At 74.4% G+C, this 26,293-nt stretch carries 23 protein-coding genes and 1 pseudogene; 7 read left to right on the forward strand and 17 right to left on the reverse strand.

Features of this window, described 5'->3' with window-relative positions:
• Window positions 1–768: pseudogene (locus K353_RS34380) on the forward strand (hypothetical protein); the annotation flags it as partial.
• An 89-nt stretch (window positions 769–857) separates the two neighbouring features.
• Here the strand turns inward: K353_RS34380 and K353_RS16195 are convergent.
• The 7 genes from K353_RS16195 to K353_RS16225 form a co-directional block, all read right to left on the reverse strand.
• Window positions 858–1,184 carry a hypothetical protein gene (locus K353_RS16195; RefSeq protein WP_111554306.1) on the reverse strand — a complete coding sequence of 109 codons (327 nt, stop codon included), beginning with the start codon at window positions 1,182–1,184 and terminating at the stop codon, window positions 858–860.
• Between the two features lie 452 nt (window positions 1,185–1,636).
• On the reverse strand, window positions 1,637–2,326 hold the full coding sequence (locus tag K353_RS16200; RefSeq protein WP_111554307.1) for a spermidine synthase: 690 nt from the start codon (window positions 2,324–2,326) through the stop codon (window positions 1,637–1,639).
• Between the two features lie 73 nt (window positions 2,327–2,399).
• A complete protein-coding gene (locus K353_RS16205) occupies window positions 2,400–3,257 on the reverse strand; it encodes an amino acid ABC transporter permease (RefSeq protein ID WP_111554308.1) in 858 nt (285 codons plus the stop codon).
• On the reverse strand, window positions 3,254–3,898 hold the full coding sequence (locus K353_RS16210; protein WP_111554309.1) for an amino acid ABC transporter permease: 645 nt from the start codon (window positions 3,896–3,898) through the stop codon (window positions 3,254–3,256). The genes K353_RS16205 and K353_RS16210 overlap by 4 nt, the downstream gene beginning before the upstream one ends.
• 14 nt (window positions 3,899–3,912) lie before the next feature.
• Window positions 3,913–4,842, reverse strand: a complete 930-nt coding sequence (locus K353_RS16215; RefSeq protein WP_111554310.1) for a glutamate ABC transporter substrate-binding protein — start codon at window positions 4,840–4,842, stop codon at window positions 3,913–3,915.
• 1 nt (window position 4,843) lies between these two features.
• The gene (locus tag K353_RS16220) at window positions 4,844–5,584 is read right to left on the reverse strand and encodes an amino acid ABC transporter ATP-binding protein (protein ID WP_111554311.1); all 741 of its coding nucleotides are present in this window, start codon (window positions 5,582–5,584) and stop codon (window positions 4,844–4,846) included.
• 65 nt (window positions 5,585–5,649) lie between these two features.
• Window positions 5,650–5,898: a LapA family protein gene (locus K353_RS16225; RefSeq protein ID WP_100835509.1), complete on the reverse strand. Its 249-nt coding sequence runs from the start codon at window positions 5,896–5,898 to the stop codon at window positions 5,650–5,652.
• 264 nt (window positions 5,899–6,162) lie between these two features.
• Between K353_RS16225 and K353_RS16230 the strand changes: the two genes are divergently transcribed.
• Entirely contained in the window at window positions 6,163–6,792 is a 630-nt protein-coding gene (locus tag K353_RS16230) for a YbhB/YbcL family Raf kinase inhibitor-like protein (RefSeq protein WP_158585418.1), read from the forward strand.
• A 75-nt stretch (window positions 6,793–6,867) separates the two neighbouring features.
• On the opposite strand, the gene K353_RS16235 is transcribed toward K353_RS16230, so the two are convergent.
• Together K353_RS16235 and K353_RS16240 are read right to left on the reverse strand one after the other, a co-directional pair.
• Window positions 6,868–8,640 (reverse strand): ABC transporter ATP-binding protein, encoded by a 1,773-nt coding sequence (locus tag K353_RS16235; protein WP_111554313.1) that lies wholly within the window; start codon window positions 8,638–8,640, stop codon window positions 6,868–6,870.
• A gap of 139 nt (window positions 8,641–8,779) precedes the next feature.
• Window positions 8,780–10,771: an ABC transporter ATP-binding protein gene (locus K353_RS16240; protein WP_111554314.1), complete on the reverse strand. Its 1,992-nt coding sequence runs from the start codon at window positions 10,769–10,771 to the stop codon at window positions 8,780–8,782.
• 504 nt (window positions 10,772–11,275) lie between these two features.
• Here K353_RS16240 and K353_RS16245 point away from each other — a divergent pair.
• On the forward strand, window positions 11,276–12,115 hold the full coding sequence (locus K353_RS16245; protein WP_111554473.1) for an aldo/keto reductase: 840 nt from the start codon (window positions 11,276–11,278) through the stop codon (window positions 12,113–12,115).
• Window positions 12,116–12,279: 164 nt separating this feature from the next.
• Here K353_RS16245 and K353_RS35630 read toward each other — a convergent pair whose 3' ends face one another.
• Complete coding sequence (locus K353_RS35630; protein WP_233533620.1) at window positions 12,280–13,080, reverse strand: MarR family winged helix-turn-helix transcriptional regulator; 801 nt, start codon at window positions 13,078–13,080, stop codon at window positions 12,280–12,282.
• Between the two features lie 507 nt (window positions 13,081–13,587).
• On the opposite strand from K353_RS35630, the gene fabG reads away from it, so the two are divergent.
• The 4 genes from fabG (at window position 13,588) to K353_RS16275 (ending at window position 16,473) form a co-directional block, all read left to right on the forward strand.
• A complete protein-coding gene (gene fabG, locus K353_RS16260; RefSeq protein ID WP_111554315.1) occupies window positions 13,588–14,373 on the forward strand; it encodes a 3-oxoacyl-ACP reductase FabG in 786 nt (261 codons plus the stop codon).
• 206 nt (window positions 14,374–14,579) lie between these two features.
• Window positions 14,580–14,771: a hypothetical protein gene (locus K353_RS16265; protein ID WP_100835514.1), complete on the forward strand. Its 192-nt coding sequence runs from the start codon at window positions 14,580–14,582 to the stop codon at window positions 14,769–14,771.
• 306 nt (window positions 14,772–15,077) lie between these two features.
• A complete protein-coding gene (locus K353_RS37170; protein WP_370447610.1) occupies window positions 15,078–16,097 on the forward strand; it encodes a phosphatase PAP2 family protein in 1,020 nt (339 codons plus the stop codon).
• 100 nt (window positions 16,098–16,197) lie between these two features.
• Window positions 16,198–16,473: a DUF6343 family protein gene (locus K353_RS16275; protein WP_111554316.1), complete on the forward strand. Its 276-nt coding sequence runs from the start codon at window positions 16,198–16,200 to the stop codon at window positions 16,471–16,473.
• Between the two features lie 36 nt (window positions 16,474–16,509).
• On the opposite strand, the gene K353_RS16280 is transcribed toward K353_RS16275, so the two are convergent.
• The 7 genes from K353_RS16280 to hpnE all read right to left on the reverse strand — a co-directional run bounded on the left by K353_RS16280 (window position 16,510) and on the right by hpnE (window position 26,265).
• Window positions 16,510–17,901 carry an aspartate aminotransferase family protein gene (locus K353_RS16280; protein ID WP_111554317.1) on the reverse strand — a complete coding sequence of 464 codons (1,392 nt, stop codon included), beginning with the start codon at window positions 17,899–17,901 and terminating at the stop codon, window positions 16,510–16,512.
• Window positions 17,902–17,920: 19 nt separating this feature from the next.
• On the reverse strand, window positions 17,921–19,846 hold the full coding sequence (gene dxs / locus K353_RS16285; protein ID WP_111554318.1) for a 1-deoxy-D-xylulose-5-phosphate synthase: 1,926 nt from the start codon (window positions 19,844–19,846) through the stop codon (window positions 17,921–17,923).
• Between the two features lie 124 nt (window positions 19,847–19,970).
• Window positions 19,971–20,996, reverse strand: a complete 1,026-nt coding sequence (gene hpnH / locus K353_RS16290) for an adenosyl-hopene transferase HpnH (protein ID WP_111554319.1) — start codon at window positions 20,994–20,996, stop codon at window positions 19,971–19,973.
• A 3-nt stretch (window positions 20,997–20,999) separates the two neighbouring features.
• Window positions 21,000–21,668, reverse strand: a complete 669-nt coding sequence (locus K353_RS16295) for a 1-hydroxy-2-methyl-2-butenyl 4-diphosphate reductase (protein WP_111554320.1) — start codon at window positions 21,666–21,668, stop codon at window positions 21,000–21,002.
• Window positions 21,669–21,741: 73 nt separating this feature from the next.
• Window positions 21,742–23,700, reverse strand: coding sequence for a squalene--hopene cyclase (gene shc / locus K353_RS16300; RefSeq protein WP_111554321.1), 1,959 nt, complete (start codon window positions 23,698–23,700; stop codon window positions 21,742–21,744).
• A gap of 7 nt (window positions 23,701–23,707) precedes the next feature.
• A complete protein-coding gene (locus K353_RS16305; RefSeq protein WP_111554322.1) occupies window positions 23,708–24,781 on the reverse strand; it encodes a polyprenyl synthetase family protein in 1,074 nt (357 codons plus the stop codon).
• An 86-nt stretch (window positions 24,782–24,867) separates the two neighbouring features.
• Window positions 24,868–26,265, reverse strand: a complete 1,398-nt coding sequence (gene hpnE, locus K353_RS16310; RefSeq protein WP_111554323.1) for a hydroxysqualene dehydroxylase HpnE — start codon at window positions 26,263–26,265, stop codon at window positions 24,868–24,870.
• Between the last annotated feature and the right edge of the window lie 28 nt (window positions 26,266–26,293).

Genomic DNA, 26,293 nt, shown 5'->3' on the forward strand with positions numbered 1-26,293 from the left:
CCGGCCCCCGCCGCACCGGCCCCCGCCGCCGACCCGTTCGCAGGCAGCGACCCCTTCGGCGCCCCGACCCCCGCCCCCGCCGCACCGGAACCGACCCCCGAACCGGAACAGGCCGACCCCACCAAGGGCCGCCTGGTCAACGTTCCACCCCCGGACTTCAACCCCTTCGCCTCCACGGCCCCCGCCGCACCGGCCGCCGCCACCGAGGAGCGGGAGGAGGCCGACCCCACCAAGGGCCGACTCGTCAAGGTCCCCCCGGCCGACTTCAACCCCTTCGCCTCCGCGGCCCCCCGCACCACCACCGCAGCCGCCCCCGCCGCCCCGGCTCCCGACGCCGCCCCGGTGGCGCCCGCCCCGCGTCCGGCCAGCGCCGACCCGTTCGGGACGACGCTCTCCGCCGAGCCGTCCGACCCGTTCGGCACCGTGGCCACGCCGTCTCCGAGTGCCCCGGCCGCGAACATCCCGCCGCGTCCGAGCGCCCCGCCCGTGGTCCCGGCGCCGGCCGCCCCGGCGGAGCCGGCGGACCCGACCAAGGGACGGCTGGTCAACGTCCCGCCGCCGGACTTCAACCCCTTCGGCGCGGCCGCCCCCGCCGGCACCACCGCCGCCGAAGCCCCCGCCGAGGAGCCGGAGGAGGCCGATCCGACCAAGGGACGGCTGGTCAAGGTCCCGCCGCCGGACTTCAACCCCTTCGCCGCGGCGGCTCCGCGCGCCAACGCCCCGGCCCAGACGCCGCCGCCCCCGCCCGCGAGCAGCCCCTTCGGCTGATCCCGCACCCGCCCCACCGAACGGCGAGCCGGTCCCCGGCTCGCCGTTCGCCTTTCCGCCGCCCCGCCGCCCCGCCGCCCCGCCGCCCGTCAGCCGGTCTCCCCCGCCCGCCGGTCGTCGACTTCCTCGGCGAGCGAGGCCATCCGGTAGAGCGCGACGAAGTAGCCGGTGGCGTACGAGTCGGCGGCGAAGACGGGCAGCAGGTCGGCGAGGAGGGCGAGGCGCTGGCTCAGGTGCTCGCGGTGGCGGGTGGCGAGCGGGCCGTCGAGGGCGGCGGCGGTGCAGGCGGTGAGGGTGGCGGCGAGGGTGAGGAGGCATGTGCCGCCGGGTTCCCGGTCGTGCCAGCCCTGGGGGAACCGCAGGGCCTCGAACTCCGCCAGGAGTTGTGCCAACAGTTCGATCTCACGTTCGAGCATGCCAATGATCATGCCGCACCGACCGGCTCGATGGGAACGCGTGTCACACACATCACCCTCACGCACTCCCCGCCCCCGCCCGCGCCCCGCCCGTCCTCCCCCGCGACCGCAACCCCGGAGGACCCGCCGCTCAAACCCCCGGCTCCCCTCCCCCTCGCGGAAACTTCGGCGCGGCCCGGACCCATTGCCATTCCATTACCCGATCCCTACCCTCCGATGGCACAGGACCTCCGGGCCCTCGACGGCCGAGGAGTCCGCCGCCCCTCCTCGCCGTCGGCAACCCGCTCGCCCCGCCGCGGCGGTGTCCCTGCCGGCCGGGGCCGCGCACGCGGCCGAGCCCACCGCGGTCTTCCACCAGGGCCAGGACCGGGGCACGGGCGACGGCCACGGCCGGACGGTCGTGCCGCGCGACACCACCAACGGGCTTAAACAGCAGGCCGATTGACGGTCGGTCAGGCGCGGCGCGCCAGGTGCACCACATCGGGCACGCCGCGCTCGACCGGCACCTCCTCGGTCCGCACGCCGGTGAACCCGGCCTCCCGCAGCGCCCGTTCGAAGGCGGCGGACGGCTGGGCGCTCCACACCGCCAGCATCCCGCCGGGGTTGAGCCGGGCGGCGGCGGAGGCCAGCCCGGCCGGGGCGTACAGGCGGCCGTTCTCGGTGCCGACCGTCCAGTCGGGGCCGTTGTCGACGTCGAGGCAGAGCGCGTCGTAGCGCTCCCCGTCCCGCCCGAGGTACTCGACCAGGTCGGTGTGCAGCACCTCCACCCGGGGGTCGTCCAGCGCCCCGGCGGAGAACGCGCCGAGCGGGCCGGTGCGGTGCCAGTCGATGATCGCCGCCTCGCGCTCGACCACCGCGATCCGCGCCCAGCGCGGCTCGGCGGCGGCGTGCGCCAGCGAGAAGCCGACGCCCAGCCCGCCGATCAGCACGCTGGGGCGGTCCACCGCCGCCAGCCCGTCCAGCGCGGCCCGCACCAGCAGCCGTTCGGAGCGGCCGTCGACGGTGTCCATCAGGAAGCAGCCGTTCACGATGACCTCGCAGTGCTCCCCGCGCCGCCGCAGCACCACCTCGCCGCTCGCGCTCTCCCGCCGGTCGAGCACCTCGGCCTCGGACAGGCCCTGACGGCTGGGCAGCACGGACATGCGGCAACTCCTGGGAAGGTCGGCACCGGTCGTTGACCCACTGACCCTAACCGACCCGGCCGGTCACCGTGGGCTACCCCTGCGGATCGGGCGTGGACCCGGCCGGCGCGACCGGCGCGCCGCCCTTCACCTTCGGGCTGCGCCGCCCGCGCCGCTCCAGCCACTTGGCGAACCAGGAGAGCAGCAGACACATCCCGATGTAGACCGGGGCGATCACCATGACCACCGGAATGAACGGCAGGTCGTAGTCGAGGTTGGTGGCGATCAGCTTCCCGGCGTGCAGGAACTCCTCGTAGGTGATCAGGAACCCGAGCGAGGTGTCCTTAAGCGCCACCACCAGCTGGCTGACGATGGTCGGCAGCATCGCCCGGTTCGCCTGCGGCACCAGCACGTACGCCATCACCTGGGTCTTGCGCAGCCCCAGCGCGTACGCCGCCTCCCGCTGCCCCCCGGGCACCGCGAGCACCCCGGCCCGGAACACCTCGGCCAGCACCGAGCCGTTGTACAGCGTCAGCCCGGCGACCAGCGCCCACATCGGCGGCGCCTTGAGCGCGACGAAGATGAAGAAGATCATCACCAGCAGCGGCATCGCCCGGAAGAACTCCACCACCACGGTGGAGACCCAGCGCACCACCCGGTGCTCGGAGAGCCGGCCGGCGGCGAACAGCGCGCCGAAGGGCAGCGCGAACAGGGCCGTCCAGCCGAAGGCCTTCAGGGTGTTGGCCAGGCCGCGCAGCAGCAGCTCCTGGACGCCCTTGTACTCGAAGGGCATCCACTTCTGGTACGTGAACTGCTGGGTGTGGAACAGCATGTAGACCACCCAGCCGATCACCGCGACGATCAGCAGCAGCGCCAGCCACCCGTACAGCCGGTGCCGGGCCAGCGCCTTCGGGCCGGGGACGTCGTACAGCGCGGAGGACTCCACCGTCATCGGGACACCGCCACCCGTCGTTCCAGCAGGTTGAACAGGGCGCTGATCGCCAGCGTCAGGACCAGGTACCCGAGCGCGATCCAGACGAAGGTCCAGACGATGCTGTAGCCCAGCTCGTTGAGGGTCCGGTAGGTGCCGAGCAGTTCGACCACGCTGAACGACCCGGCGATCGCGGTGTTCTTGGCCAGCGCGATCATCACGCTGCCCAGCGGGGCGACCACCGCCCGGTACGCCTGCGGCAGGATCACCAGGCCCAGCGTCTGGGTGAAGGTCAGGCCCAGGCTGCGGGCCGCCTCGCCCTGCCCGACCGGCACCGTGTTCACCCCGGAGCGCAGCGTCTCGCAGACGAACGCCGAGGTGTAGCAGCCCAGCGCGAGCACCGCGAAGGTGAAGAACGGCAGCGTGATGTCGAACCGGGGCAGGCCCAGCACCACGATGAAGAACAGCAGCGTCAGCGGCGTGTTGCGCAGCACCGTCACCCACCCGGTGCCGAACGCCCGCAGCGGCTTGACCGGCGACACCCGGAAGCCCGCGACCACCACCCCGAGCACCAGCGACAGCGCCGCGCTCACCAGGGTCAGCCACAGCGTGCCGAGGAACCCGTGCCAGTACGTGGACCAGTTGTCGGTCAGGACGTTCACCTGTCCTCCTCCCTCTACTGGTACCGGTCGACGGCCGGCGGCTCGGGCGCGGGCACCCCGGACAGGCCGAGCGTCGCCTCGTACGCCTTCTTCCAGTCGCCGTTCCGCTCGTGCCGCTCCAGCGCGTCGTCCAGTGCCAGGCGCAGCGCGGTGTCGTTCTTCGGCACGCCGATGCCGTACGGCTCGGTGGAGAACGGCTGCCCGGCGATCTTCAACTCGTCCGGGACCTTCGCCGCGTAGCCCTGCAGGATCGCGTTGTCGGTGGTCACCGCGTCGACCTGGCCGGTGATCAGGTTGTCCACGCAGGCCGAGTAGGTGTCGTAGCCGATCAGCTTCGCCTTCGGGTAGTCCTGCTGGATGCGCTGGTACGGGGTCGCCCCGGCGGCCGAGCAGACCTTCCGCCCGGCCAGGTCCTGCGGCCCGTCGATCCCGGTCTCGTCCTTGCGGACCAGCAGGGACTGCCCGGCGATGAAGTACGGCCCGGCGAAGCCGACCAGCTTCTTGCGGTTGTCGTTGATGGTGTAGGTGCCCACGTAGTAGTCGACCTGTCCGTTCTGCAGCGCCGTCTCGCGGTTGGCGGAGGCGATGGTGCGGAACTCGATCTGCTCCGGGGCGAAGCCCAGGTCGGCGCCGACCATCCTGGCGATCTCGATGTCGAAGCCGGAGTACTCGCCGGTCGCCGGGTTCTTCTGCCCCAGGTACGGCTGGTCCTCCTTGGCGCCCACCACCAGGTGGCCGCGGGCGCGGGCCGCGTCCAGGGTCGGCGAGCCGGTGACGGCGTCGCCGCCGCGCACCTGGTAGCTGGGCAGCGCGCCGGCCTGCGGGCCCTTCGGCGGCGGGGTGCCCTCCTTGCCGCAGCCGGACAGGCCCACCAGCGCCGCCAGGACCGCGAGCACCGCGAGCACCGCGAGCAGCGGCGCGAGGCGTCTCCTCACCCGGACCACCTCAGTGCTTCAGGATCTTGGAGAGGAAGTCCCGGGCCCGTTCGCTGCGCGGGTCGGCGAAGAACTCCTCGGGGACGCGGTCCTCGACGATCCGCCCGTCCGCCATGAACACCACGCGGTTGGCGGCCGACCGGGCGAAGCCCATCTCGTGGGTCACCACCACCATGGTCATGCCCTCGGCGGCCAGCGAGCGCATCACCTCCAGCACCTCGTTGATCATCTCGGGGTCGAGCGCGGAGGTCGGCTCGTCGAACAGCAGCGCCTTCGGGTCCATCGCCAGCGCCCGGGCGATCGCCACCCGCTGCTGCTGGCCGCCGGACAGCTGCGCCGGGTACTTGGCCGCGTGCGCCTCCAGCCCGACCCGCTCCAGCAGTCGGCGGCCCTTGGCCTCCGCCTCGGCCTTCCCGCGCTTGCGGACCTTGACCTGGGCCAGCGTCACGTTCTGCAGCACCGTCTTGTGCGCGAACAGGTTGAAGGACTGGAACACCATCCCCACCTCGGCGCGCAGCTTCGCCAGGCCCTTGCCCTCCGCGGGCAGCGGCCGCCCCTCGATCAGGATGCTGCCGCTCTCCACCGTCTCCAGCCGGTTGATCGCCCGGCACAGCGTGGACTTGCCCGACCCGGAGGGGCCGATCACCACCACGACCTCGCCCCGGCCCACCACCAGGTCGATGTCCTGGAGCACGTGCAGCTGCCCGAAGTGCTTGTTCACCCCGCGCAGTTCGATCAGCGGCTCCCCCACCGGACCGCCCGGCGCTCCTTCCGGCACCCCTCCCGGTGCCGCCCCGGCGCCCTCCCCCGGGGCCGTCACCTGGCGCGCCGCCCCTTCAGCAGCCAGCCCAGCGCCGTCCCGGCCAGCAGCGTCGCCAGCAGTGCGATCCACAGCGGGCAGGTGACGGTGAACACCCAGAACTGGATCCTCACCTTCTCCAGGTTGGCGAACAGGAACCAGATCGCCAGCACCACGATGACGCCGATCCCGATGTACCGGGTCGGAATCCCCGCGATCTCGTTGCGCTGGGTGCCTGACGGAGAACCACCTGATGTCTTGGTCACCCCCGCAGTCTGCGCCCGGCCCGCCCACCGCCCACCGCGCCACCCCGCCGCCGGCCGCCATTCGCCCGCCCGTTCACCCGTCCGCGCCACATCCGGCGGATCGTCGCACCGGCGCCCCGGCCGCACCCGCGCCCGGGGCCGCGCCGCCCCGCCCTCCCCCCGACCGCCCGCTCGGGCGCCCTCTTGACCGTCCGCCGGAACACCGCTTGGCTGACACTCGCCGTCACCGGGGCGGCTCATCAACTCGACTGCACGGGGGAGAAGTTGATCGCATCCCGCCGACCCAAGCGGCACGCCGCCGCCCTCGCCGCCGCACTGGCCGTCAGCTGCGCGCTGATCGGTGCCGCCACTCCGACGGCCACTGCGGACGCCGCCTCCGGAGCCTCCCGGCTCACGCCCTTCACCCTCACCAGCCCGGACTTCCGGGACGGCGGCAAGCTGCCGAAGTGGACGGAGTTCGGCGGGCCGGGCTCCGAGGGCGCGCCCTGCCAGGGCAAGAACCTGGCTCCCCGACTGAACTGGCGCAACGCCCCCGCCGGGACTCTCGGCTACGCCCTGCTGGTGAACGACCCGGACGCCCCGCTCGCGGGCGGCTGGCACCACTGGGTGCTCTACGACATCCCCGGCACCGCGACCCGGATCGACGGCCACGGCACCCTCCAGTACACCCAGGGCGCCAACAGCTTCGACACCAACGGCATGCCGGTGGTCGGCTGGGGCGGCCCCTGCCCGCCCGCCACGGGCCAGCCCCACCACTACGTCTTCACCCTGTACGCGCTCTCCACCCCCACCCTGCCGTCCGCAGGGCTGACGTACGAGCAGGTCACCAGCGCCATCCAGCCGTACGTGCTCGGTGCCACCAGCATCGTCGGCACGTTCCGGCTGCCCGCCTGACGGTGCCCGGCGCCGCCCCGGCCGGGTGAGAACGGCCGGGGCGACGCCCCTTCTCTCTCCCGCGCCTCCCGGGAGCTACCCCTCGTCGCGCCAGGACCGCCAGAGCGCCGCGTACGGCCCGCCGGAGGCCACCAGCTCCGGGTGCGGCCCGTACTCGGTGATCCGGCCCTGCTCGACCACGGCGATCACATCGGCGTCGTGCGCGGTGTGCAGGCGGTGGGCGATCGCCACCACCGTGCGCCCGGCCAGCACCCGGGACAGCGAGCGCTCCAGGTGCCGGGCCGCCCGCGGGTCGAGCAGCGAGGTGGCCTCGTCCAGCACCAGGGTGTGCGGGTCGGCCAGCACCAGCCGGGCCAGCGCCAGTTGCTGGGCCTGGGCGGGCGTCAGCGCGGCGCCGCCGGAGCCGACCTCGGTGTCCAGCCCGTCCGGCAGCGCGTCCACCCACTCCTCGGCGTCGACCGCGGCCAGCGCGGCCCGCAGCTCGGTGTCGTCGGCCTCCGCCCGGGCCAGGTGCAGGTTGTCCCGGAGGGTGCCGACGAAGACGTGGTGCTCCTGGTTGACCAGCGCGACCTCGGTGCGCACCCGCTCGGCCGGCATCCGCGACAGCGGGGCCCCGCCGAGCGTGACCAGGCCCCGGCCCGGCGCGTAGATGCCCGCCAGCAGCCGGCCCAGCGTCGACTTGCCCGCCCCCGACGGTCCGACCAGGGCCACCCGGCTGCCCGGCTCGACGTCCAGCGTGATGTCGCGCAGCACGTCCGCCCCCTCGTGGTAGCCGAAGCTGACCTCCCGGGCCTCGACCCGGCGGCCGTCCGGGCGCAGCGCCGCGTCGGTCTCCGGCTCGGCGACCTCGTGGACACCGACCAGCCGGGCCAGCGAGGTCTGCCCGACCTGCAACTCGTCGTACCAGCGCAGGATCCGGGAGACCGGGTGCACCAGCGCCTGGGCGTACAGCACGCCGGTGGTCAGCCGGCCCGGGCTGACCCAGCCGTGCAGGGCGAACAGCCCGCCCAGCACCAGGGTGCCGAGCACGGCCAGCGCGTAGGTGCCGTCCACGGTGGGGAACCAGACGCTGCGCAGCCACAGCGTGTACCGCTCCCAGGAGACCCACTCGCGGATCTTCCGGTCGGTCAGCTGCACCCGGCGGTCGCCGAGCCGCAGCGCCTCGACCGTCCGCCCGGCGTCGACCGTCTCGGCGAGCACGGTGTTGACCGCCGCGTACCCGGCCGACTCGTTGCGGTAGGACTGCGGGGCCCGGCGGAAGTACCACCGGGAGGTGAGGAGCAGCAGCGGCAGGCCGAGCACGGCGGTGGCGGCCAGCAGCGGCGAGGTGACCAGCAGCGCGCCGAGCACCAGCACCACCGAGACCACCGCGACCACCAGTTCGGGCACCGCGTCGCGGACCGAGCGGGCCAGCCGGTCGATGTCGGTGGTGCCCCGGGAGACCAGGTCCCCGGTGCCGGCCCGCTCCAGCACGCCGAGCGGCAGCGCCACCGAGCGGACCAGGAAGTCCTCCCGCAGGTCGGCCAGCGCCTCCTCGCCGAGCACGCTGCCGCGCAGCAGCGACAGCCCGGTGAACACCGTCTGCACCACCAGCGCGGCCAGGTACCATCCGATCGCCGCGGCGACCCGCCCGCCGCCGCTCCCCGCCGACAGCGACTGCACCAGCGACCCGAGCACCGCCGGCCCGATCAGCCCCGCCACCGTCGCCGTCCCGTGCAGCGCCACCACCGCCGCCAGGCCCCCGCGGTGCCGCCGCAGCAGCATCCGCCCGTACGCCCGCACGGCCGCGGTGGAGCCGACCGGCAGCGTGGTGGCCGGCCCCTGCTCGTGGATCTTCGGGGGCTTCACGGTGTGCTCCTTCGGTTTCGACCGCGGCTGCGGCGACGAGTACGGCCACGGCCGCGGCCGCAGCTACGACTGCGGATCGGGCGGACGTCCGGACGGCGGCCGGCCGCCGGGCCTGATCGGGGGCCGGGCGGGTGCCCGCTCACTCCGCACCCCCCGGCAGCACCGAGCCCACCGGCACCTCGGCCGGCCCCGCCGGACCGCCCGGCCCCACCGCCCCCGGCGCGCCCACCGGCTCCGGCGCGCCGGTCTCCGGCGGCGCGCTCTCGTCCCGGGTGACGACGGCCCGGTAGCGCGGCTCGGCGGCCATCAGCTCGCGGTGGGTGCCCGTGGCGGCGACCCGGCCCCGCTGGAGCAGCAGGACGGTGTCGGCCTGGTCGAGCAGCAGCGGGCTGGTGGCGAAGACCACCGTGGTGCGCCCGGCCCGCAGTTCGCGCAGGCCCGCGGCGATCCGCGCCTCGGTGTGGGCGTCGACGGCGCTGGTCGGCTCGTCGAGCACCAGCACCGGCGGGTCGGCCACCAGCGCGCGGGCCAGCGCGAGGCGTTGGCGCTGGCCGCCGGAGAGCGAGCGGCCGCGCTCGGTGATCCGGGCCGCCATCGGGTCGCCCGCGCATTCGGGCGAGCCCTCGGCCAGTGCCTCCAGCGCGTCCTGCGCGCGGGCGGCGGCCAGCGCCTCGGCGGGTCCGATCCGGCCGGAGCGGGGGACGTCGAACAGGTCGGCCAGGGTGCCGGAGAGCAGTACCGGCTCCTTGTCGTGGACCAGCACCGCCGCCCGGGCGGCGGCCAGCGGCACCCCGTCCAGGGCGATCCCGCCGAGCCGGGCGGAGGGCTCGGCCCGCTCGCCCTCGGCGAGCACCGGCCGCCCGCCGAGCCGGGCCGCCAACTCCCCCGCCGCGTCCGGGTCCCCGCAGACCACGGCGGTCAGCCGACCGGCCCGGACGGTCAGCCCGCTGACCGGGTCGTGCAGGTCCGACCGGGCGGCCCGGCGCACCAGCTCCGCCGCCCCGGCCGAGCCGGCCGCCACCCCCGCACCGCCCGCGTCCACCACCCCGCCAGAGCCGTCCGCGCCCGGCACGTCAACGCCTTCCGCGAGGAACCGATCTGACGCTCCGTCACCACCGCCCCCGGCCGCCCCGCCCTCGCGGGTCAGCGAGAGCACCTTGACCGCCCGCCCGGCGGAGACCCGGGCGACGCTCCAGGCGTGCGCGGCCTCGCCGATCACCCGCAGCGGGGCGGCGAGGAAGGCGGTGGCCCCGTAGACGGCGATCAGCTCGCCGACGCCGATCGACCCGTCGAGGGCCAGCCGGGCGCCGTACCAGGTGACGCCGATGACGAACAGGCCGGGCAGCAGCACCTCCTGGGCCTGCATCACCGCCCAGGTCCGGGCGGTGCGGACGGCGGCGGCCCGGACCCGCTGGGAGGCGGCCCGGTAGCGGCGCAGGAACAGCTCCTCGCCGCCGATGCCGCGCAGCACCCGCAGCCCGGCCACCGTGTCGGCGGCCAGCTCGGAGGCCCGGCCGCCGAGCGCCCGCTGCTCGGTGTAGCGCCGCTCGAACGGCGCGAGCAGCGGCCACACCGCGGCGGCCAGCACGGGCACCCCGAGCAGCACGGCCAGCCCGAGGCCGGGCCGGCGCCACAGCACCACGGCGCTGACGCCGAGCCAGGCCAGCACCGCGCCGCGCAGCCGGGCGGTGAGTTCGACGTACCAGCCGATCTTCTCGACGTCGCCGCTGGAGACGGCGACGATCTCGCCGGTGGCGATCCGCCGGCTCAGGCCGCCGCCCAGCGCGGAGGCCTGGCGGGCCACCAACTGGCGGACCTGGGAGGCGGCGTGGATCCAGTTCCACACCACCTGGCGGTGCACCAGCACCGTCATCGCGGTCTGCGTGGCGGACAGCAGCAGGGCGAGCAGCCCGGCCGTCAGCAGGGCGCGGGTGTCCCCGTCGACGACGGCCTGGACGCCGCAGCCGACCGCGACGGGCAGCGCGGCCATCGAGCCGAGCTCCAGGGTGCACCACAGCGTGGCGAGCAGCTGGCCCCGGCGCTGGGCCCGGCCGAGCCAGCGCAGGAAGCCGAGCGGTGAGCTGAGGTCCGGGCTGCCGGGATCGGGCAGCGGAAGGGGGACGAGCGGCATGGTCGCTCCGTTACGGGGGACGGGACGGGCAGGGGGACGCCCGGACGGGGCGCGGCAGGACAGCGGGCCAGCAGCGGGGAGCCGGCAGCGGGGAGCCGGAGGCGGGAGGGACGTCCGGCCGGGGAACGCGGGCGGGCGGCGTCGGTCGGCCGGGCCCGGTGCGGGCTCCGGCGCGTCGGAGGTGCGCGGCGGAAGGCGTGGTCAGCTCATCACATGCGGTGAGCCTGGCCGCCGCGCTGTGACGCACGCAACAGGTTTTCCGGCGGACCGGCCCGATCCGGCCGTCGGCCCCGTCCACTTTCATCCTTTGCGGGGAACTCTCCGGCGCGGGGAATAAGCCGGAGTTCACCGCCGTTGCCACCGCTCCGGAAGCAGAGAAGCAGAAGCCAACCGCAACCGAAGGGCACTCCTTCCGTGACCAGCACCCCCGCAGTACCCCCGACCACCTCGACCCCCTCGACCCCCTCGCCCGAGCCGGTCCCCGCAGTCTCCGCGGTCCCCTCGATCGCGCTGAACAACGGCGCGCGGATCCCGCAGCTCGGCTTCGGCGTCTGGCAGGTGCCGGACGAGGAGGCCGTCCCGGCGGTGCGCACCGCGCTGGAGGCCGGCTACCGCTCGATCGACACCGCCGCGATCTACGAGAACGAGACGGGCACCGGCCAGGCGATCGCCGAGTCCGGCGTGGCCCGCGACGAGCTGTTCGTGACCACCAAGCTGTGGAACTCCGGCACCGTCGACTGGTCCGGCGAGCAGGGCCGGGAGCGGGTGCTGCGCGCCTTCGACGAGTCGCTCGGCCGCCTCGGCCTCGACCGGCTGGACCTCTACCTGATCCACTGGCCGCGCCCGATGCACGGCAACACCTTCCTGAACATCTGGCACGCCTTCGAGCAGCTGCACGCCGAGGGCCGGGTCCGCGCGATCGGCGTCTCGAACTTCCGGGTGCCGGACCTGGAGCTGCTGCTCAAGGAGGCCGAAGTGAAGCCGGCGCTCAACCAGATCGAGCTGCACCCCTACTTCCCGCAGGCCGAGCTGCGCGCCCTGCACGCCGAGCACGGCATCGCCACCGAGGCGTGGAGCCCGCTGGGCCAGGGCAGGGACCTGCTGGCCGAGCCCGCCCTGCTGGCCGTCGCCGCCAAGCACGGCCGCACCGCGGCCCAGGTGGTGCTGCGCTGGCACCTGCAGTCCGGCGTGATCGCCATCCCGAAGTCGGTCACCCCCGCCCGGATCCGGGAGAACCTGGACGTCACGGGCTTCGAGCTGGACGCCGAGGACCTGGCCGCGATCGACGGGATCGCCACCGGGCAGCGGATCGGCCCGGACCCGGCCGCCTTCGACTGGAACTGACGACCCGTCCGCTGACGCAGAGTCACCCGGGAGCGGGTCCGTGAACGTCGGAAGGGGCCGACACCCTCGGGTGTCGGCCCCTTCCGACACGTCCCGGGCGGTGCCGCATGACCGTCCGGGGCGCGGTCGCCGCCCGAACGACCGGGCGACGCTTTGCAGAATCGTTACAGCCGTGCCGCCTTCGCGAGCAGGGCGAGCGCCTGCGCGTGCTCCTGCGGCTCCAGCGGGGAGAGCAGCGCCTCCTGGACCTCGCGGACCCCGGCGGTGGAGCGGTGCAGCAGCTCCTGGCCGGTCGGGGAGAGCGAGAGCAGGTTGCGTCGCCCGTCCGAGGGGTCGCGGCGGCGGAGCACCAGGCCCCGCCGGACCAGCCGGCTGACCATCTCGGCCATCGTCGCCTTGTCCAGCGAGGCCAGCTCGCCGACCGTGCGCTGGTCGGCGCCCGGCTCGGTCTCCAGCGCGTCCAGCACCGCGTACTGAGGAGCCGTCAGCTCGGTGCCGACCTTCTCCGACCAGAGCTTGGTGTGCACCTGCTGGGCGACCCGGATCAGGTAGCCGATGGCCCGCTGGGCGTCCAGCGTGGGCCGGGCGTCCCCCATCACGGCGACCGCGGAGGGTTCCAGCCGGGCTATCCGGGCCATCACCCGGACGATCTCCAGCTGCTCCTCCGGGCTGAGCGGCTCGAACAGGGTCCGCTGGACCCGGACCACGCCGCCGGTCGCCTCGCGCACGGCCTGAGCGCCGTTCTGCGAGAGGGCCAGCAGCTTGCGCCGGCCGTCGGCCGGGTCCCGGCGGCGGAGCACCAGGCCCCGCCGGACCAGCCGGGCGACCATCTCGGCCATCGTCGCCTTGTCGAGCGAGGCCCGTTCGCCGACCGTGCGCTGGTCGGCTCCGGGCTCCAGGGCCAGTACCAGCAGCACCGCGAACTGCGGGGCCGTCAGCTCGGTACCGACGTATTCGGACCACAAGCGGGTGTGCACCTGCTGGGCCACGCGGATGAGGTGACCGGGCGACTGCTGCAGTCGGCCGGGCACGCGGGTTGTCGGGATCTCCCCCAGCACCATGAAATCCGTCCCGGTGTCACGCCCGGGTGTGTGTGGGACACCCGAGCGGGGCAGTAACGGCGAGTGAGCATCCCGCTGTGAGTGAGGACGCGCCGGCCGTGCAGCCGGTGGCTGCTGGCGCACACTATACAAACGGTCGGCCTGGACTGGCAGGTAGGGGCGCAGAGTAGTCGCAGGTTCGGTGAAGTTGGCATATTTCCCCCGTATGTCGGGTCCACGACCAATCCGGTTCACCCGCTCGGCCGCTTTCCGCCCTCACCCTCCGTCACCTGCGGCGCTGCCTCTGGCCGGAAACCCTACCCGTCGGTAGGGTTGCCGGGCTGCGCTGTGCGCACCCCTTTTATTTCTCCTCCACGGGTCACCGGCCCGCGCCGGTCCCGTCGTCCGACTTCGAGAGAGACGAGTACGAAGATGACCGAGCAGAGCACGTCCGTGACCGCCGACGCCCCGGTGCGGGTGGCCGTCGTGACGGGTGCGGCCCGTGGGATCGGAGCGGCCACCGCGCTCCGGCTGGCCGCGGACGGTTACGCCGTCGCCGTGGTCGACCTGGCGGAGGACGCCGCCAAGGACACCGTCGAGGCGATCGAGGCCGCGGGCGGCCGCGCGCTGGCCGTCGGCGCGGACGTCTCGGACGCGGAGCAGGTGCAGGCCGCGGTGGACCGGATCGCCGCCGAGCTGGGCACCCCGGTGGTCCTGGTGAACAACGCGGGCGTGCTCCGCGACAACCTGCTGTTCAAGATGTCCGAGTCGGACTGGGACACCGTGATGAACGTCCACCTCAAGGGCGCCTTCCTGATGACCCGCGCGGTGCAGAAGCACATGGTGGCGGCCGGTTTCGGCCGGATCGTCAACCTCTCCTCCTCCTCCGCCCAGGGCAACCGCGGCCAGGCCAACTACTCGGCCGCCAAGGCCGGCCTGCAGGGCTTCACCAAGACCCTGGCGATCGAGCTCGGCAAGTTCGGCATCACCGCCAACGCGGTCGCCCCCGGCTTCATCGCCACCGACATGACCGCGGCCACCGCGGCCCGGGTCGGCATGGAGTTCGAGGCGTTCAAGCAGGCCGCCGCCTCCGCCATCCCGGTCCAGCGGGTCGGCGTGCCGGACGACATCGCGCACACCATCTCCTTCCTGGCCTCCGAGGGTGCCGGCTTCGTCTCCGGCCAGGTCGTCTACGTCGCGGGCGGCCCGCTCGACTAGGCCCCGTCCGGCCGATCCTGCCGGGCGCGCGACGCCGGACGGCCGGACGGGCGGCGCGCGACACGCCCGCGGCGCGTTCGTGGTGCGCCGTCCGGGGCCCGGGTCCAGACTCGATGGCAGACCTCCCGCCGCCGGCCCGGCGGCGGGCGCGCCCCGCCGGAGGGGCCGGGCCGGCCCCTCCGGCGCTCCACCCACGGAGGATCTTGATGACCGATTCCACGGACAGCGAGTCCATGCCGACGCCCGACAACCTGCTGCACACCGGGGCCGAGCACCCGGTCGACCCCGAGGACCTGGTGATGGCCTCGGGGCGCACCCCCACCCCGGAGCTGCTCGCGAAGGCCAAGAAGCAGCTGGAGGAGCAGGGCGCGGCGGCCGTCGAGCGGCTGCTGCCCTGAGCCCGGCGCCGCCCGTTCGGATCGGCGGCCGATTTCCCGGAAGCGACCCGGAAGTGACCTGGGTCACGGGAAATCGGCCGCCTCATTCGTTCCCGCACTACCCTCCGGCCTATTGGAGAAACTGCCGGAATGCGGCGCTCCGGAGCGCCGGGGAGCGTGATTTCCCCCACCCTCCGCCCCTTTCCCCGCCGCGGCCCCGGGGGTTGAACTGCCGCTATGGAGAAACCGGGGACGACACGTCACCGCCGGGTGACAGATCGGCCGAATAGCCCGGGTCTCTCCGGGCCGACCGGTAATGTCGAGGCCGTGCCAGCCAAGCCCGAATCCCCCGAGCAACCGATATCGACCGCACCGCGCACGGTTCCGGTCCGATCCGGACACGGTTCCCTCACCGGAACGACCGATTCCGCGCTCCCGTCGATCAGTCGGCGGCACGCCCTGCTCTTCGGCCTGGTCGGGGTGCTCTACCTGGTGGTGGTCCTGGCCATCCTGTACGACTCCCCGCTGGTCGACCTGGACTGGTTCCTGCAGCAGCTGCGGCCGTACCGGCAGTGGCCCGGGGCACTGCCCTACCTCGACATCTGGGTGATCGCCGGACAGCGCGGCCCGACCGCGATCGCGGCCTGCCTGTGGCTGGGCTGGCGCTGCTACCGCTCGCACTCCGCCCGGCCGCTGCTGGTGATGGGGATGGCGCTGCTGCTGCTGAACGTCACGGTCGGCGGGGTGAAGATCCTGACCGGCCGGCTGGGCCCGCACTACGCGCACTACGTGGGCTCGCCCGAGCTGTTCTCCGGCGGCAGCATCTTCCCCTCGGGTCACACCGCGAACGCCGTGGTCACCTGGGGCGTGCTGGCCTACCTGGCCACCCGATGGCGGCGCACCGGCACCGTGCTGGCCGGGCTCACCGCGGCCTCGATCGGGCTGACCACCGTCTACCTGGGCACCCACTGGATCTCGGACGTGTTCGCGGGCTGGGCGGCGGGCGCGCTGGTGCTGCTCTCGCTGCCGCTGGCCGAGCCGGCCGTCGCCGCGCTGGACCGGCGGGTGCTGGCCGCCTGGCACCGGGAGGGCCGCTTCGCCCGCCCGGCCGCCGCGCCCCGGCCCCGCCCGGCGGCGGCGGCCCGCCCGGCGTGGCCGCCGCACCCGCTGCCGTCCTCCGCTCAGCCCGCCCAGGCGCGCTCCACCACGCCGTCGCACACCGTCAGGTTGAGCCGGTCCGAGCGGTACTCCATGGTCAGCAGCGCCTCCGGCGCCAGCACCCGCACGGTGCGCCAGCCGCGCTCGGCGGCCAGTGCCCGGGCCGGTTCCACCGGCAGCCCCGGATAGTCGTCCAGCCGGTCGTCCATCGTCCCGCCTCCCCGTTCCCGAAAGGGTGGTGCCCCGCGAGGGGTCCTACCCTGGAAGGGTACGAGGGAGGCGGTTGCGTATGCGGCGGGCCAGGACGCCGAAGGTGTGGCGGAGCGGGAGCGAGCCGGTCACCGCGCGCAGTGACTTGAAGCTGCGGTTCCTGCTGTCGGTGATGTTCGTGCCGTTCTTCGCGCTGTGCACGGCCGGGTTCGCGGTCTGGGCCGCGCTGGCCTCCCCGCACGGCGCGCCCAGCAGCGGGACGCTGGTGCTGTTCGCGGTGGGCTGCGGGGTGCTGACCCTGGTGGCGGCGGCGGACCTGTGGGTCGTGGTGCGCCGCCGCCGCACCGAGCTGTGAGCCCCCGGCGCCGTCAGGCCGGTGCCGCGGGCCCGGTCAGCGCGAGCCGACCGCCTGCTTGACCAGGGTCCGCCCGAAGTCCCACATCAGGCCGCTGCCGCGGTGGGCGTCGTCCATCACCTCGGTGAAGGCGTCGACGAAGCGGTCGACCTCCTTCTCGGTGACGATCAGCGGCGGGATCAGCTTGATCACCTCCAGGTGGTCGCCGGAGACCTGGGTGAGGATGCGGTGCCGCTGGAGCAGCGGGACGACCACCATCTGCGCGAACAGGCCCTTGCGGGCGGCCTGCAGCGCCGTCCAGCCGGTGCGCAGCTTGAGCGACCTGGGGCGGCCGAACTCGATGCCGATCATCAGTCCGCGCCCGCGCACCTCGGCGAGCAGCTCGTACCGCTCGGTCAGCGCCGCCAGCCTGGTCCGGAACAGCTCGCCGACCTTCGCGGCGTTCTCCACCACGCCCTCCTGCCGCATCACGTGCAGGGTGGCCAGGCCGGCCGCCATCGCCTGGGCGTTGGAGCCGAAGCTGGCGGAGTGGACCAGCACCCGGTCCATCGAGGAGTACACCTTCTCGAAGATCCACGACTTGCCAAGCGTCGCCCCGATCGGCACGTACCCGCCGGAGAGCGCCTTGGCGGCGCAGACCAGGTCGGGGTGGACGCCCTCCTCGGCCTGGTAGGCGAAGAAGGTGCCGGTGCGGCCGACGCCGGTCTGCACCTCGTCGCAGATCAGCAGCGCCTTGTGCTCGTGCAGCAGCGCCTGGGCGGCGGCCAGCCAGCCGGGCGGCGGGGCGAGCACGCCCTTGCCCTGGATCGGCTCGACGATCAGCGCCGCGACGTCGCCCTTCTTGAGCTCCTTCCTCAGCGCGGCCAGGTCGCCGAGCGGGACCGGGGTGTCGGGCAGCAGCGGGTCGAAGCCCTTGCGGAAGCCGCCCTCGCCGTTGACGGAGAGCGAGCCGGCGGTGAGGCCGTGGAAGGCGTGGTCGCAGTACAGGACGCGGCGCTTCCCGGTGGCGTACCGGGCGAACTTGAGCGCCGTCTCGACCGCCTCGGTGCCGCTGTTGCCGAAGAACACCCGGTCCAGGCCGGGCGCGTGGGCGATCAGCTGCTCGGCGAGCAGGCCGGGCAGCGGGGAGCAGTCGAAGCGGGTCAGGTCGGCCGTCTCCAGCTCCATCACCTGTTCGATCGCGGACCGGACGGCGGGGTGGTGCCGGCCGAGCGCGAAGATGCCGAACCCGGCGAGCATGTCGAGGTACTCGTTGCCCTCGGCGTCGTAGAAGTACGGGCCGCTGGCGCGTTCGTAGTACCGGTCGAAGCCGATGGTGTGCAGCATCCGGGGCAGCTGCGGGTTGAGGTAGCGGGCGTGCAGTTCGTAGCGCTCGCCGCCCCGGGCGTCGAGCAGGGCGGCGAGGTCGAGCGGTTCGGCCTGGGTCACGCTGGTTCGCTCCAATCGGTCACTTGCGCGGCACCCGGGGCCGGTACTCCTGGGCGCCGCTCCGCGTGCCGGGCAGCAGGCGGCGGGCGTAGGCGGCGGTCTGGGCGGCGACGCCGGTCCCGGTGAGCCCGATCTCCTCGAGGATCTCACCGCGCGAGGCGTGCGCCAGGAACTCCTGCGGGATGCCCAGGTCGCGCAGCGGGGTGTCGACCTCGGCGTCCCGCATGGCCTGGGCGACGGCCGCGCCGACGCCGCCGGCCCGGCCGTTGTCCTCGACGGTGACCACCATCCGGTGCGCGGCGGCCAGCGCGACGAGGGCGGGGTCGACCGGCTTGACCCAGCGCGGGTCGACCACGGTGGCGGTGATCCCGTCGGCGGCCAGCAGTGCGGCGGCGTCCAGGCAGGCGGCGGCCATCGGGCCGACGGCGACCAGCAGCACGTCGGGGCTGGGCCCGGTGCGGGCCAGCACGTCGACGCCGCCGATCCGCTCGACCGCCGGGATCGCGGGCCCGAGGTCGCCCTTGGGGAAGCGCACCACGGTGGGGGCGTCCTCGACGGCGACGGCCTCGCGGAGCTGTTCGCGCAGCCGGTCGGCGTCGCGCGGGGCGGCCAGCCGCAGCCCGGGGACGACCTGGAGGATCGACATGTCCCACATGCCGTTGTGCGAGGCCCCGTCGTTGCCGGTGACCCCGGCCCGGTCGAGCACGAAGGTGACGCCGAGCCGGTGCAGCGCGACGTCCATCAGGACCTGGTCGAAGGCCCGGTTCAGGAAGGTCGCGTAGACCGCGACGACCGGGTGCAGCCCGCCGGTGGCCAGGCCGGCGGCGGAGGCCACCGCGTGCTGCTCGGCGATCCCGACGTCGTAGGTGCGCCCGGGGTGGGCCGCGGCGAACGGGCCGAGCCCGACCGGGTGCAGCATCGCGGCGGTGATCGCCACGAGGTCGGGCCGCTCGGCGCCGAGCGCGAGCATCTCCTGCCCGAACACGGACGTCCAGGAGGCGCCGACGGACGGCGAGACCGGCAGGCAGGTGTACGGGTCGATCGGGCCCACCGCGTGGAAGCGGTCGGCCTCGTCCTGCTCGGCGGGCCGGTAGCCGCGGCCCTTGACGGTCAGGCAGTGCACGATGACGGGCCCGCCGAAGTGCCGGGCCTGGCGCAGCGCCTGCTCGACGGCGGCGATGTCGTGGCCGTCGATCGGGCCGAGGTACTTGAGGCCGAGGTCCTCGAACATGCCCTGCGGGGCGAAGGCGTCCTTGAAGCCCTTCTTGGCGCCGTGCAGCGCGTCGAACAGCGGCGGTCCGACCACCGGGGTGCGCTGGAGGGCGTCCTTGCCCCAGGCGAGGAAGCGCTCGTAGCCGCGGGTGGTGCGCAGGGTGGCGAGGTGGTGGGCCAGGCCGCCGATGGTCGGCGCGTAGGAGCGCTCGTTGTCGTTGACGACGATGACCAGCGGGCGGTCCTCGGCCTCGGCGATGTTGTTGAGCGCCTCCCAGGCCATGCCGCCGGTGAGCGCGCCGTCGCCGATCACCGCGACGGTGCAGCGGTCGACGCCGAGCAGCTGGTTGGCCTTGGCGATGCCGTCGGCGTAGCCGAGCGCGGTGGAGGCGTGCGAGTTCTCGATCAGGTCGTGCTCGGACTCGGCCCGCGAGGGGTAGCCGGAGAGGCCGTCCTTGGCGCGCAGCCGGCCGAAGTCCTGCCGGCCGGTGAGCAGCTTGTGGACGTACGCCTGGTGGCCGGTGTCCCACAGCACGCGGTCGTGCGGGGAGTCGAAGACCCGGTGCAGGGCGATGCTGAGCTCGACCACGCCGAGGTTGGGGCCGAGGTGGCCGCCGGTGCGGGTGACGGCGTCGATCAGGAAGTCGCGGATCTCGTCGGCGAGCGGCGGCAGCTGCTCGGGGTGCAGGCGTCGGAGGTCGGCGGGCCCGGTGATCCGGCTCAGCAGTGGCATGGCGTACCCCTCACGGCTGGTTCGGTGTGCGTGGACTGTCGGTGTCCAGCCTGCGGCCCGGCGGTCGCGGTCGCCTGTCGGCGTGGGCCGCCCGCGCGGGCGCGGGCGGCCGGCTGACGGCCGGTCAGACCGCCTTGGGCGAGGCGAGCGTCTCGCGGGCGGCGCGGATCGACTCCTTGAGCGAGCCCATGGTGGCGAGCACCGCGGTCGGCTCGTAGCCGCAGTGGGCCATGCAGTTGTCGCAGCGCGGGTCGCGGCCGCGGCCGTACTTGTCCCAGTCGGTCTTCTCGATCAGTTCGCCGTAGGTGGGGACGTAGCCGTCCGACATCAGGTAGCAGGGGCGCTGCCAGCCGAACAGCGAGTAGTTGGGGATGCCCCAGGCGGTGCACTCGAAGTCGACCTTGCCCTCCAGGAAGTCCAGGAAGAGCGGGCTGTGGTTGAGCCGCCAGCGCCGCCGGTTGCCGCCGGCGAACGCCTTGCGGAACAGCTCGCGGGTCTGCTCGACGCCGAGGAAGTGCTCCTGGTCGGGGGCCTTCTCGTAGGCGTAGGCCGGGGAGATCATCATCTCGTCGACCTTGAGGTCGTCGTTGAGGAAGTCCAGCACCTCGACCACGGTCTGCGCGGTGTCGGTGTTGAAGAAGGTCGAGTTGGTGGTGACCCGGAAGCCCCGCCGCTTGGCCTCCTTGATCGCCTCGACCGCCTCCGCGAACGTCCCCTCCTTGGCCACCGAGGCGTCGTGCCGCTCCTCCAGGCCGTCGATGTGGACGGCGAAGGTGAAGTACGGCGAAGGGGTGAACTTGTCGAGCTTCTTGCGCAGCAGCAGGGCGTTGGTGCACAGGAAGACGTACTTGCGGCGGGCCACCAGCTGGCGGACGATCTCGTCGATCTGGGGGTGCATCAGCGGCTCGCCGCCGGCGATGGAGACCATCGGGGCCCCGCACTCCAGGACCGCGCCGACCGCCTGGGCGACCGGCATCCGCTGCTTGAGGACGCCCGCCGGGTGCTGGATCTTCCCGCAGCCCTCGCACTTGAGGTTGCAGGCGAACAGCGGCTCCAGCTCGACGATGAGTGGGAACTTCTTCCGGCCCCTGATCTTCTGCTGCATGAGGTAGGTGGACACGCGGACGGTCTGGCGCAGCGGCATGGCCATGGCTTAGCTCGCCTCCTGGGGGAGCGTCGAGGGCTGTGGGTTCGTCGGCTGGGCGGGCGCGGCAACGGCCTGCCGGTGCCACGCGGTGAGGGCGGGGACGGCGGCGCGCAGGGCCTGCCAGGCCCGCACCCCGGCGGGCAGGGTGCCGGGGCGGATCAGTTCCCGCTCGGGGGTGTCGACCACCACCCGCAGCACGGCCGCGGGCAGGTCGGGGGCGTGCGCGGCCCGGGCGGCCAGCACGGCGGCGGCCTCCATGTCGACGGCGAGCGCGCCCGCGCGGTGCAGCCGGGCCCGTTCGGCGCCGCGCACCACGCGGTCGGCGGTGCGGTGGGTGCCGAGGTGGACCCGCAGGCCGGCCTCCTCCAGGGCGGTGGCCAGCGCGGGCGCGGAGGCCAGCGGGTGGTCGCCGCCCTCGGCGTCGGTGACCCGGTCGGCGACGATCACCTCGCCGGGGCGCACCCCGGGTCCGAGCGCGGCGCCGAACCCGGCGACCAGCAGCGCGCCGTAGCCGCCGGCGTCGAGCAGGGCGGCGGCCCGCCGCCCGGCGGCCCGGCGGCCCATGCCGGTGCGGGCCAGCACCGGGGGGCCGCCGGCCGCGCCGGACCAGTCACCGCCGCGCAGCGCCCAGGCCTCGGGCCCGAGCGCGCACAGCACCAGCAGCGGGGCGCTCACGCGTCCGCCCCGGTCTCGTCGGGCGGGCGCTCGGCGCCCGCGGTCCCTTCGATGATGGGCTCACTCCGTTCGCTCATCGTTCACCCGCTCGGCCGAGCGGGGCGTCGTGCACGTAGCGGCCGAGCGCGGTGACCGGGAAGACCAGCCGGTACAGGTGGTAGTTGATGGAGAAGTCCCAGGGGAAGCCGGTGCCGGTGAACTGTGGTTCGTCCCACGTCCCGTCGCCGCGCTGGGTGGCGGTGAGCCAGGCGACGCCGCGGGCGACCGGCTCGGAGTCGCGCTCGCCGGCCGCGAGCAGCGCCATCAGCGCCCAGGCGGTCTGCGAGGCGGTGGACTCGCCGCGGCCGGCCCAGGTGGCCGGGTCCTCGTAGGAGCGCATGTCCTCGCCCCAGCCGCCGTCCGGGTTCTGCCGGTCGGTCAGCCAGGCGACGGCGCGCCGGACGGCGGGGTGGCCGGGGGTGATCCCGGCGGCGATCAGCGCGGGCACCACCGAGCCGGTGCCGTAGATGTAGTTGGTGCCCCAGCGGCCGAACCAGGAGCCGTCCGCCTCCTGGTGGCGCAGCAGCCAGGCGACGCCGCGCCGGGTGCGCGGGTCCCGGGCGCGGCCGGTCTCGGCGAGCATCTCCACCACGTGCGCGGTGACGTCCGCCGAGGGCGGGTCGATGACCTCGCCGAAGTCGCAGAACGGGAGCTTGTTGGGGAGCTTGCTGGTGTTGTCGGCGTCGAAGGCCCCCCAGGCGCCGTCCTTGGACTGCATGCCGAGGTTCCAGCGGACGGCCCGCTCGACGGCGCCGTCCAGCCGGGCGGCGTCGGGGTGGTCGATCCGGCGCAGCGCGAGGACCACCTCGGCGGTGTCGTCCACGTCCGGGTAGGTGTCGTTCTCGAACTCGAAGGCCCAGCCGCCGGGGGCCAGCCGGGGGCGCTTGACGGCCCAGTCGCCGCGGGTGGTGATCTCCTCGTCGAGCATCCAGCCGCCGGCCCGGACCAGCGCGGGGTGGTCGCCGGGCAGTCCGGCGTCGCGCAGCGCGATGGCGGCCAGGCAGGTGTCCCAGACCGGGGACTGGCAGGCCTCCAGCCAGCGCTTGCCGTCCTCGGTGTGGACGGTGAAGGAGTCGAAGGCGGCGAGTCCGGCCTTCATCACCGGGTGGTCGAGCCGGTAGCCGAGCAGCCGCAGGGCGATCAGCGAGTAGACGGCGGGCGGCTGGATGCCGCCCCAGCAGCCGTCGGCCTCCTGCCGCTCGATGATCCAGGCGGCGGCCTGCCGCAGCGCCAGGCGGCGCACCGGCTTGATGGCGTGCCGGTGGTAGCGGTGCATCAGCTGGTCGAGCCGCTGGAACAGGCCGTCCCAGGTGTGCGGCGGGGCCAGCGGGCGCTCGGGGTACGGGTCCGCCGGGTCGGTGTGCAGCTCGGTGAGGTCGAACGGGGCGGGGCGGACCGGGCGGTGCGCGGAGACCACGGTGAGCGGGACGATGGTCTGCCGGGCCCACTGGCCGAAGGAGTAGATGTTCAGCGGTGCCCAGCTGGGCAGGAACAGCACCTCGGGCGGCAGCTCGGGGAGCTTCTCCCAGGGCCACCAGCCGAACAGGGCGAGCCAGATCCGGGTGAACACCCGGCTGGCGGCGATGCCGCCGCGCTCGCGGACGAAGGCGGCGGCGGCCCGCAGGTGCGGGGCGTCCGGCGGGTCCCCGGCGAGCCGGAGGGCGACGTACGCCTCGACGGTGGTGGAGAGTTCGGGCGGGCCGCCGTGGAAGGTGGCCCAGGTGCCGTCCTCCCGCTGGCGGGAGCGGATCCAGGCCGCGGTGGCCCGGGTCTGCTCCTCGGTGCGGATGCCCAGGAACTCCCTGAGCAGCAGGTCTTCGGCGTCCATGGTGACGTTGGTCTCCAGGTCGCCCTTCCACCAGCCGTCGGCGTGCTGGAGTGACAGCAGGTGTGCGGTGGCACGGCTGAGCGCCGCCGCGGGTGAGGAATCGTCAGATCGTGCTAAGGCAACTGAGGTTTGGGGTCCGAGCCTTCCACCCGCGGTTGCTGTCACTCTTACGTCACCTCTCTCTGACCACCACGAATTCGGCGAGTGCGACGAAGTGCTCGCGCACCTCGTCGGCCATCGACACCTCGCCGAGGGCGGCGAGGGCGGTGTCGTACTGGCGGCGGGCCTCTTCCTGGGTCCAGGCCCGTCCGCCGGCCTGCTCGATCAGCGCGGCGCGGGCGGCGAGCGTCTGCTCGCTCTCCTCGCCGCGGCCGGTCGGGTCGGCCAGCTGTGCGGCCAGCTCGCGGGAGGCGGCGCCCCCCTCGGCCAGCGCGGCGCACACCGGCAGCGACTTCTTGCGCGACTGGAGGTCGCTCCAGTGCGGCTTGCCGGTCACTTCGGTGGCGCCCCAGATGCCCAGCAGGTCGTCCACCGCCTGGAACGCCAGGCCCAGGTGGTGGCCGTACCGCTGGAGCGCGCCGGAGACCCGGTCGTCGGCCCCGGCCAGCACGGCGCCGATCGCGGCCGAGGCCGCCAAGAGGGCGCCGGTCTTGCCGCCCTCCATGGCCAGGCACTCCTCGACCGTCACGACGTCGCGCTGTTCGAACGAGACGTCCAGCGCCTGGCCGTCGATCAGCCCCCGGGTGGCGGTAGTGATCAGCCGGACCGCGCGGGCGGCGTCGGCCGGGTCGGCCCCGCCGGTCACCGCGGCGTCCAGCAGGACCTCGGTGCCGAGGGTGGCCAGCGCGTCGCCGGCCAGCACGGCCTGGGCCGGGCCGAAGACCGTCCAGGCGGTGGCCCGGTGCCTGCGCGTCTCGTCACCGTCCATCAGATCATCATGGAGCAGCGAGAAATTGTGCACCAGCTCGACCGACACGCCGCCCGGTACGCCCACCCGCGCGTCGGCGCCCACCGCCTCGGCCGACAGCAGGGCCAGCGCCGGGCGCACGGCCTTGCCGCCGTCGCCCGCGGCCGGTCGGCCGTCCCGGTCGATCCAGCCGAAGTGGTAGGCGGCGACGGTGTCCATCGGTGCCGCCAAACGGGCGACGGCCGCGCGCATCGGCGGCGTGCAGAGCGTGCGTCCGCGCGCCAGCAGGTCCAGGACGGTCGGGGTGTCCTCGACCGTCGAGCCGGTGCGTGCCTCCACGTGCGTTCCCTCTCGGTGCGTCCGCCCGGCCGCGGCGGGCGGCCGTCCGGTTGTGGTGTCGGTGGTCGGGGAGTGGGGGCTCGGCGTCATCGGGGCCACCGCCCGTCCCCCCGGTCGACCGGGAGCCGGCCGTGGCCGGACAGGGCGGCGTCGGCGGCGGCGTGGCCGCTGCGCACCGCGCCCTCCATGGTCGCCGGCCAGCCGGTGGCCGTCCACGACCCGGCGAGCAGGACGCCGGGTACGTCGGTGCGCGCGCCGGGGCGCAGCCGGGCGGTGCCGGGCGCCGGGTCGAAGGTGGCGGTGCGCTCCCGGGTGACGAAGAAGTCCAGTACCCCGGCGCCGCGGGCGGCGGGCAGCAGCCGCTCCAGCTCCGGCAGGTAGCGGGCGCGCAGCTCGGCGACCGGCAGGTCGATCTCGTCCTCGGCGGCGGACTGCGAGAGCGCCAGGTACTGGGCGCCGGGGACGGCCAGGCCGGAGTGCCGGGTGCGGTCGAAGACGAACTGCACCGGGGAGCCGAGCGCCGCGAAGAACGGGCGGCGGATCAGCGGCCGGTCGTAGACCACGTGCACGTTGAGGATCGGGGCGGTGCCGAGGTCGGCCAGCCGGCGCTGGTCGGGGATCGCGCCGGGCGGCAGCAGGGCGGCCGCGGTGTCCTGGGCGCCGGCCAGCACCACGGTGTCGGCGGTGAGCAGCTCGCCGCCCTCCAGCCGGACGGCGTGCGGTTCGGCGGCCTTCAGCTCGGCGGCCCGGGTGCGCAGCAGCACCCGGACGCCGGCCCGCTCCAGCTCGGCCAGCGCCCGGTCGTGGTGGATCTCGCCGAGCGGGACGGCGGCGGTGCCGATGTCGGCGGCGCCGGGGTCGGAGAGCAGGCCGATCTTGAACACCGTCGCGGCCAGCGCCATCGAGGTGCGGTCGGCGGTGGCGTTCAGGGTGGCCACGCCGACCAGGTCCCAGACGGCGGCCACGGTGGCCGGGGTCTGGCCGTGCCGGCGCAGCCAGTCGCCGAAGGAGACGTCGTCCAGCGCCGGGTCGGTGAGGTCGAGCTGCCGCAGGGCGAGCGCGCCGCGCACCACCCGCAGCCGGTCGGCCGGGCTCAGGTGACGGTAGGTGGCCAGGCTGCCGGCCAGGTGCAGCGGGACGGGCAGGTCGGCGCGGCGCAGCCGCCCCAGGGTGCGGGTGCCGTCGGGGGCGAGGGCGAGCACCGGGACGTCCAGCCGGGGCTGGATCTCGACCAGCCGGTCGGCGCCGAGCCGGTCGACCAGGCCGCGGTAGGCGGTGCAGCAGCGCAGGTAGACGTGCTGGCCGTTGTCCACGGTCAGCTCGCCGCGCTTGAAGGAGAAGGCCAGGCCGCCGAGCCGGGGCCGGGCCTCCAGCAGCGTGGTGCGCACGCCCGCGTCGGCCAGGCGGAGGGCGGCGGTGATGCCGGCCAGGCCGCCGCCGACCACGACGGCGGTGCGCTCGCGCGGCGCTGTCGGCGTGCTCATCGGCCCTCCCGGACGGCAGTGGACGGTG

The sequence above is a fragment of the Kitasatospora sp. SolWspMP-SS2h genome, assembly GCF_003259315.1.
GTDB lineage: Bacteria > Actinomycetota > Actinomycetes > Streptomycetales > Streptomycetaceae > Kitasatospora > Kitasatospora fiedleri.

Excerpts from the sequence above, each read along its gene's own strand:
- K353_RS16195 (WP_111554306.1), bottom strand. The coding sequence starts at position 1,184 with ATGCTCGAACGTGAGATCGAACTGTTGGCACAACTCCTGGCGGAGTTC.
- K353_RS16200 (WP_111554307.1), bottom strand. The coding sequence starts at position 2,326 with ATGTCCGTGCTGCCCAGCCGTCAGGGCCTGTCCGAGGCCGAGGTGCTC.
- fabG (WP_111554315.1), top strand. The coding sequence starts at position 13,588 with ATGACCGAGCAGAGCACGTCCGTGACCGCCGACGCCCCGGTGCGGGTG.
- dxs (WP_111554318.1), bottom strand. The coding sequence starts at position 19,846 with ATGCCACTGCTGAGCCGGATCACCGGGCCCGCCGACCTCCGACGCCTG.
- K353_RS16265 (WP_100835514.1), top strand. The coding sequence starts at position 14,580 with ATGACCGATTCCACGGACAGCGAGTCCATGCCGACGCCCGACAACCTG.
- hpnE (WP_111554323.1), bottom strand. The coding sequence starts at position 26,265 with ATGAGCACGCCGACAGCGCCGCGCGAGCGCACCGCCGTCGTGGTCGGC.
- K353_RS16205 (WP_111554308.1), bottom strand. The coding sequence starts at position 3,257 with ATGACGGTGGAGTCCTCCGCGCTGTACGACGTCCCCGGCCCGAAGGCG.
- hpnH (WP_111554319.1), bottom strand. The coding sequence starts at position 20,996 with ATGGCCATGCCGCTGCGCCAGACCGTCCGCGTGTCCACCTACCTCATG.
- K353_RS16275 (WP_111554316.1), top strand. The coding sequence starts at position 16,198 with ATGCGGCGGGCCAGGACGCCGAAGGTGTGGCGGAGCGGGAGCGAGCCG.
- K353_RS16240 (WP_111554314.1), bottom strand. The coding sequence starts at position 10,771 with ATGCCGCTCGTCCCCCTTCCGCTGCCCGATCCCGGCAGCCCGGACCTC.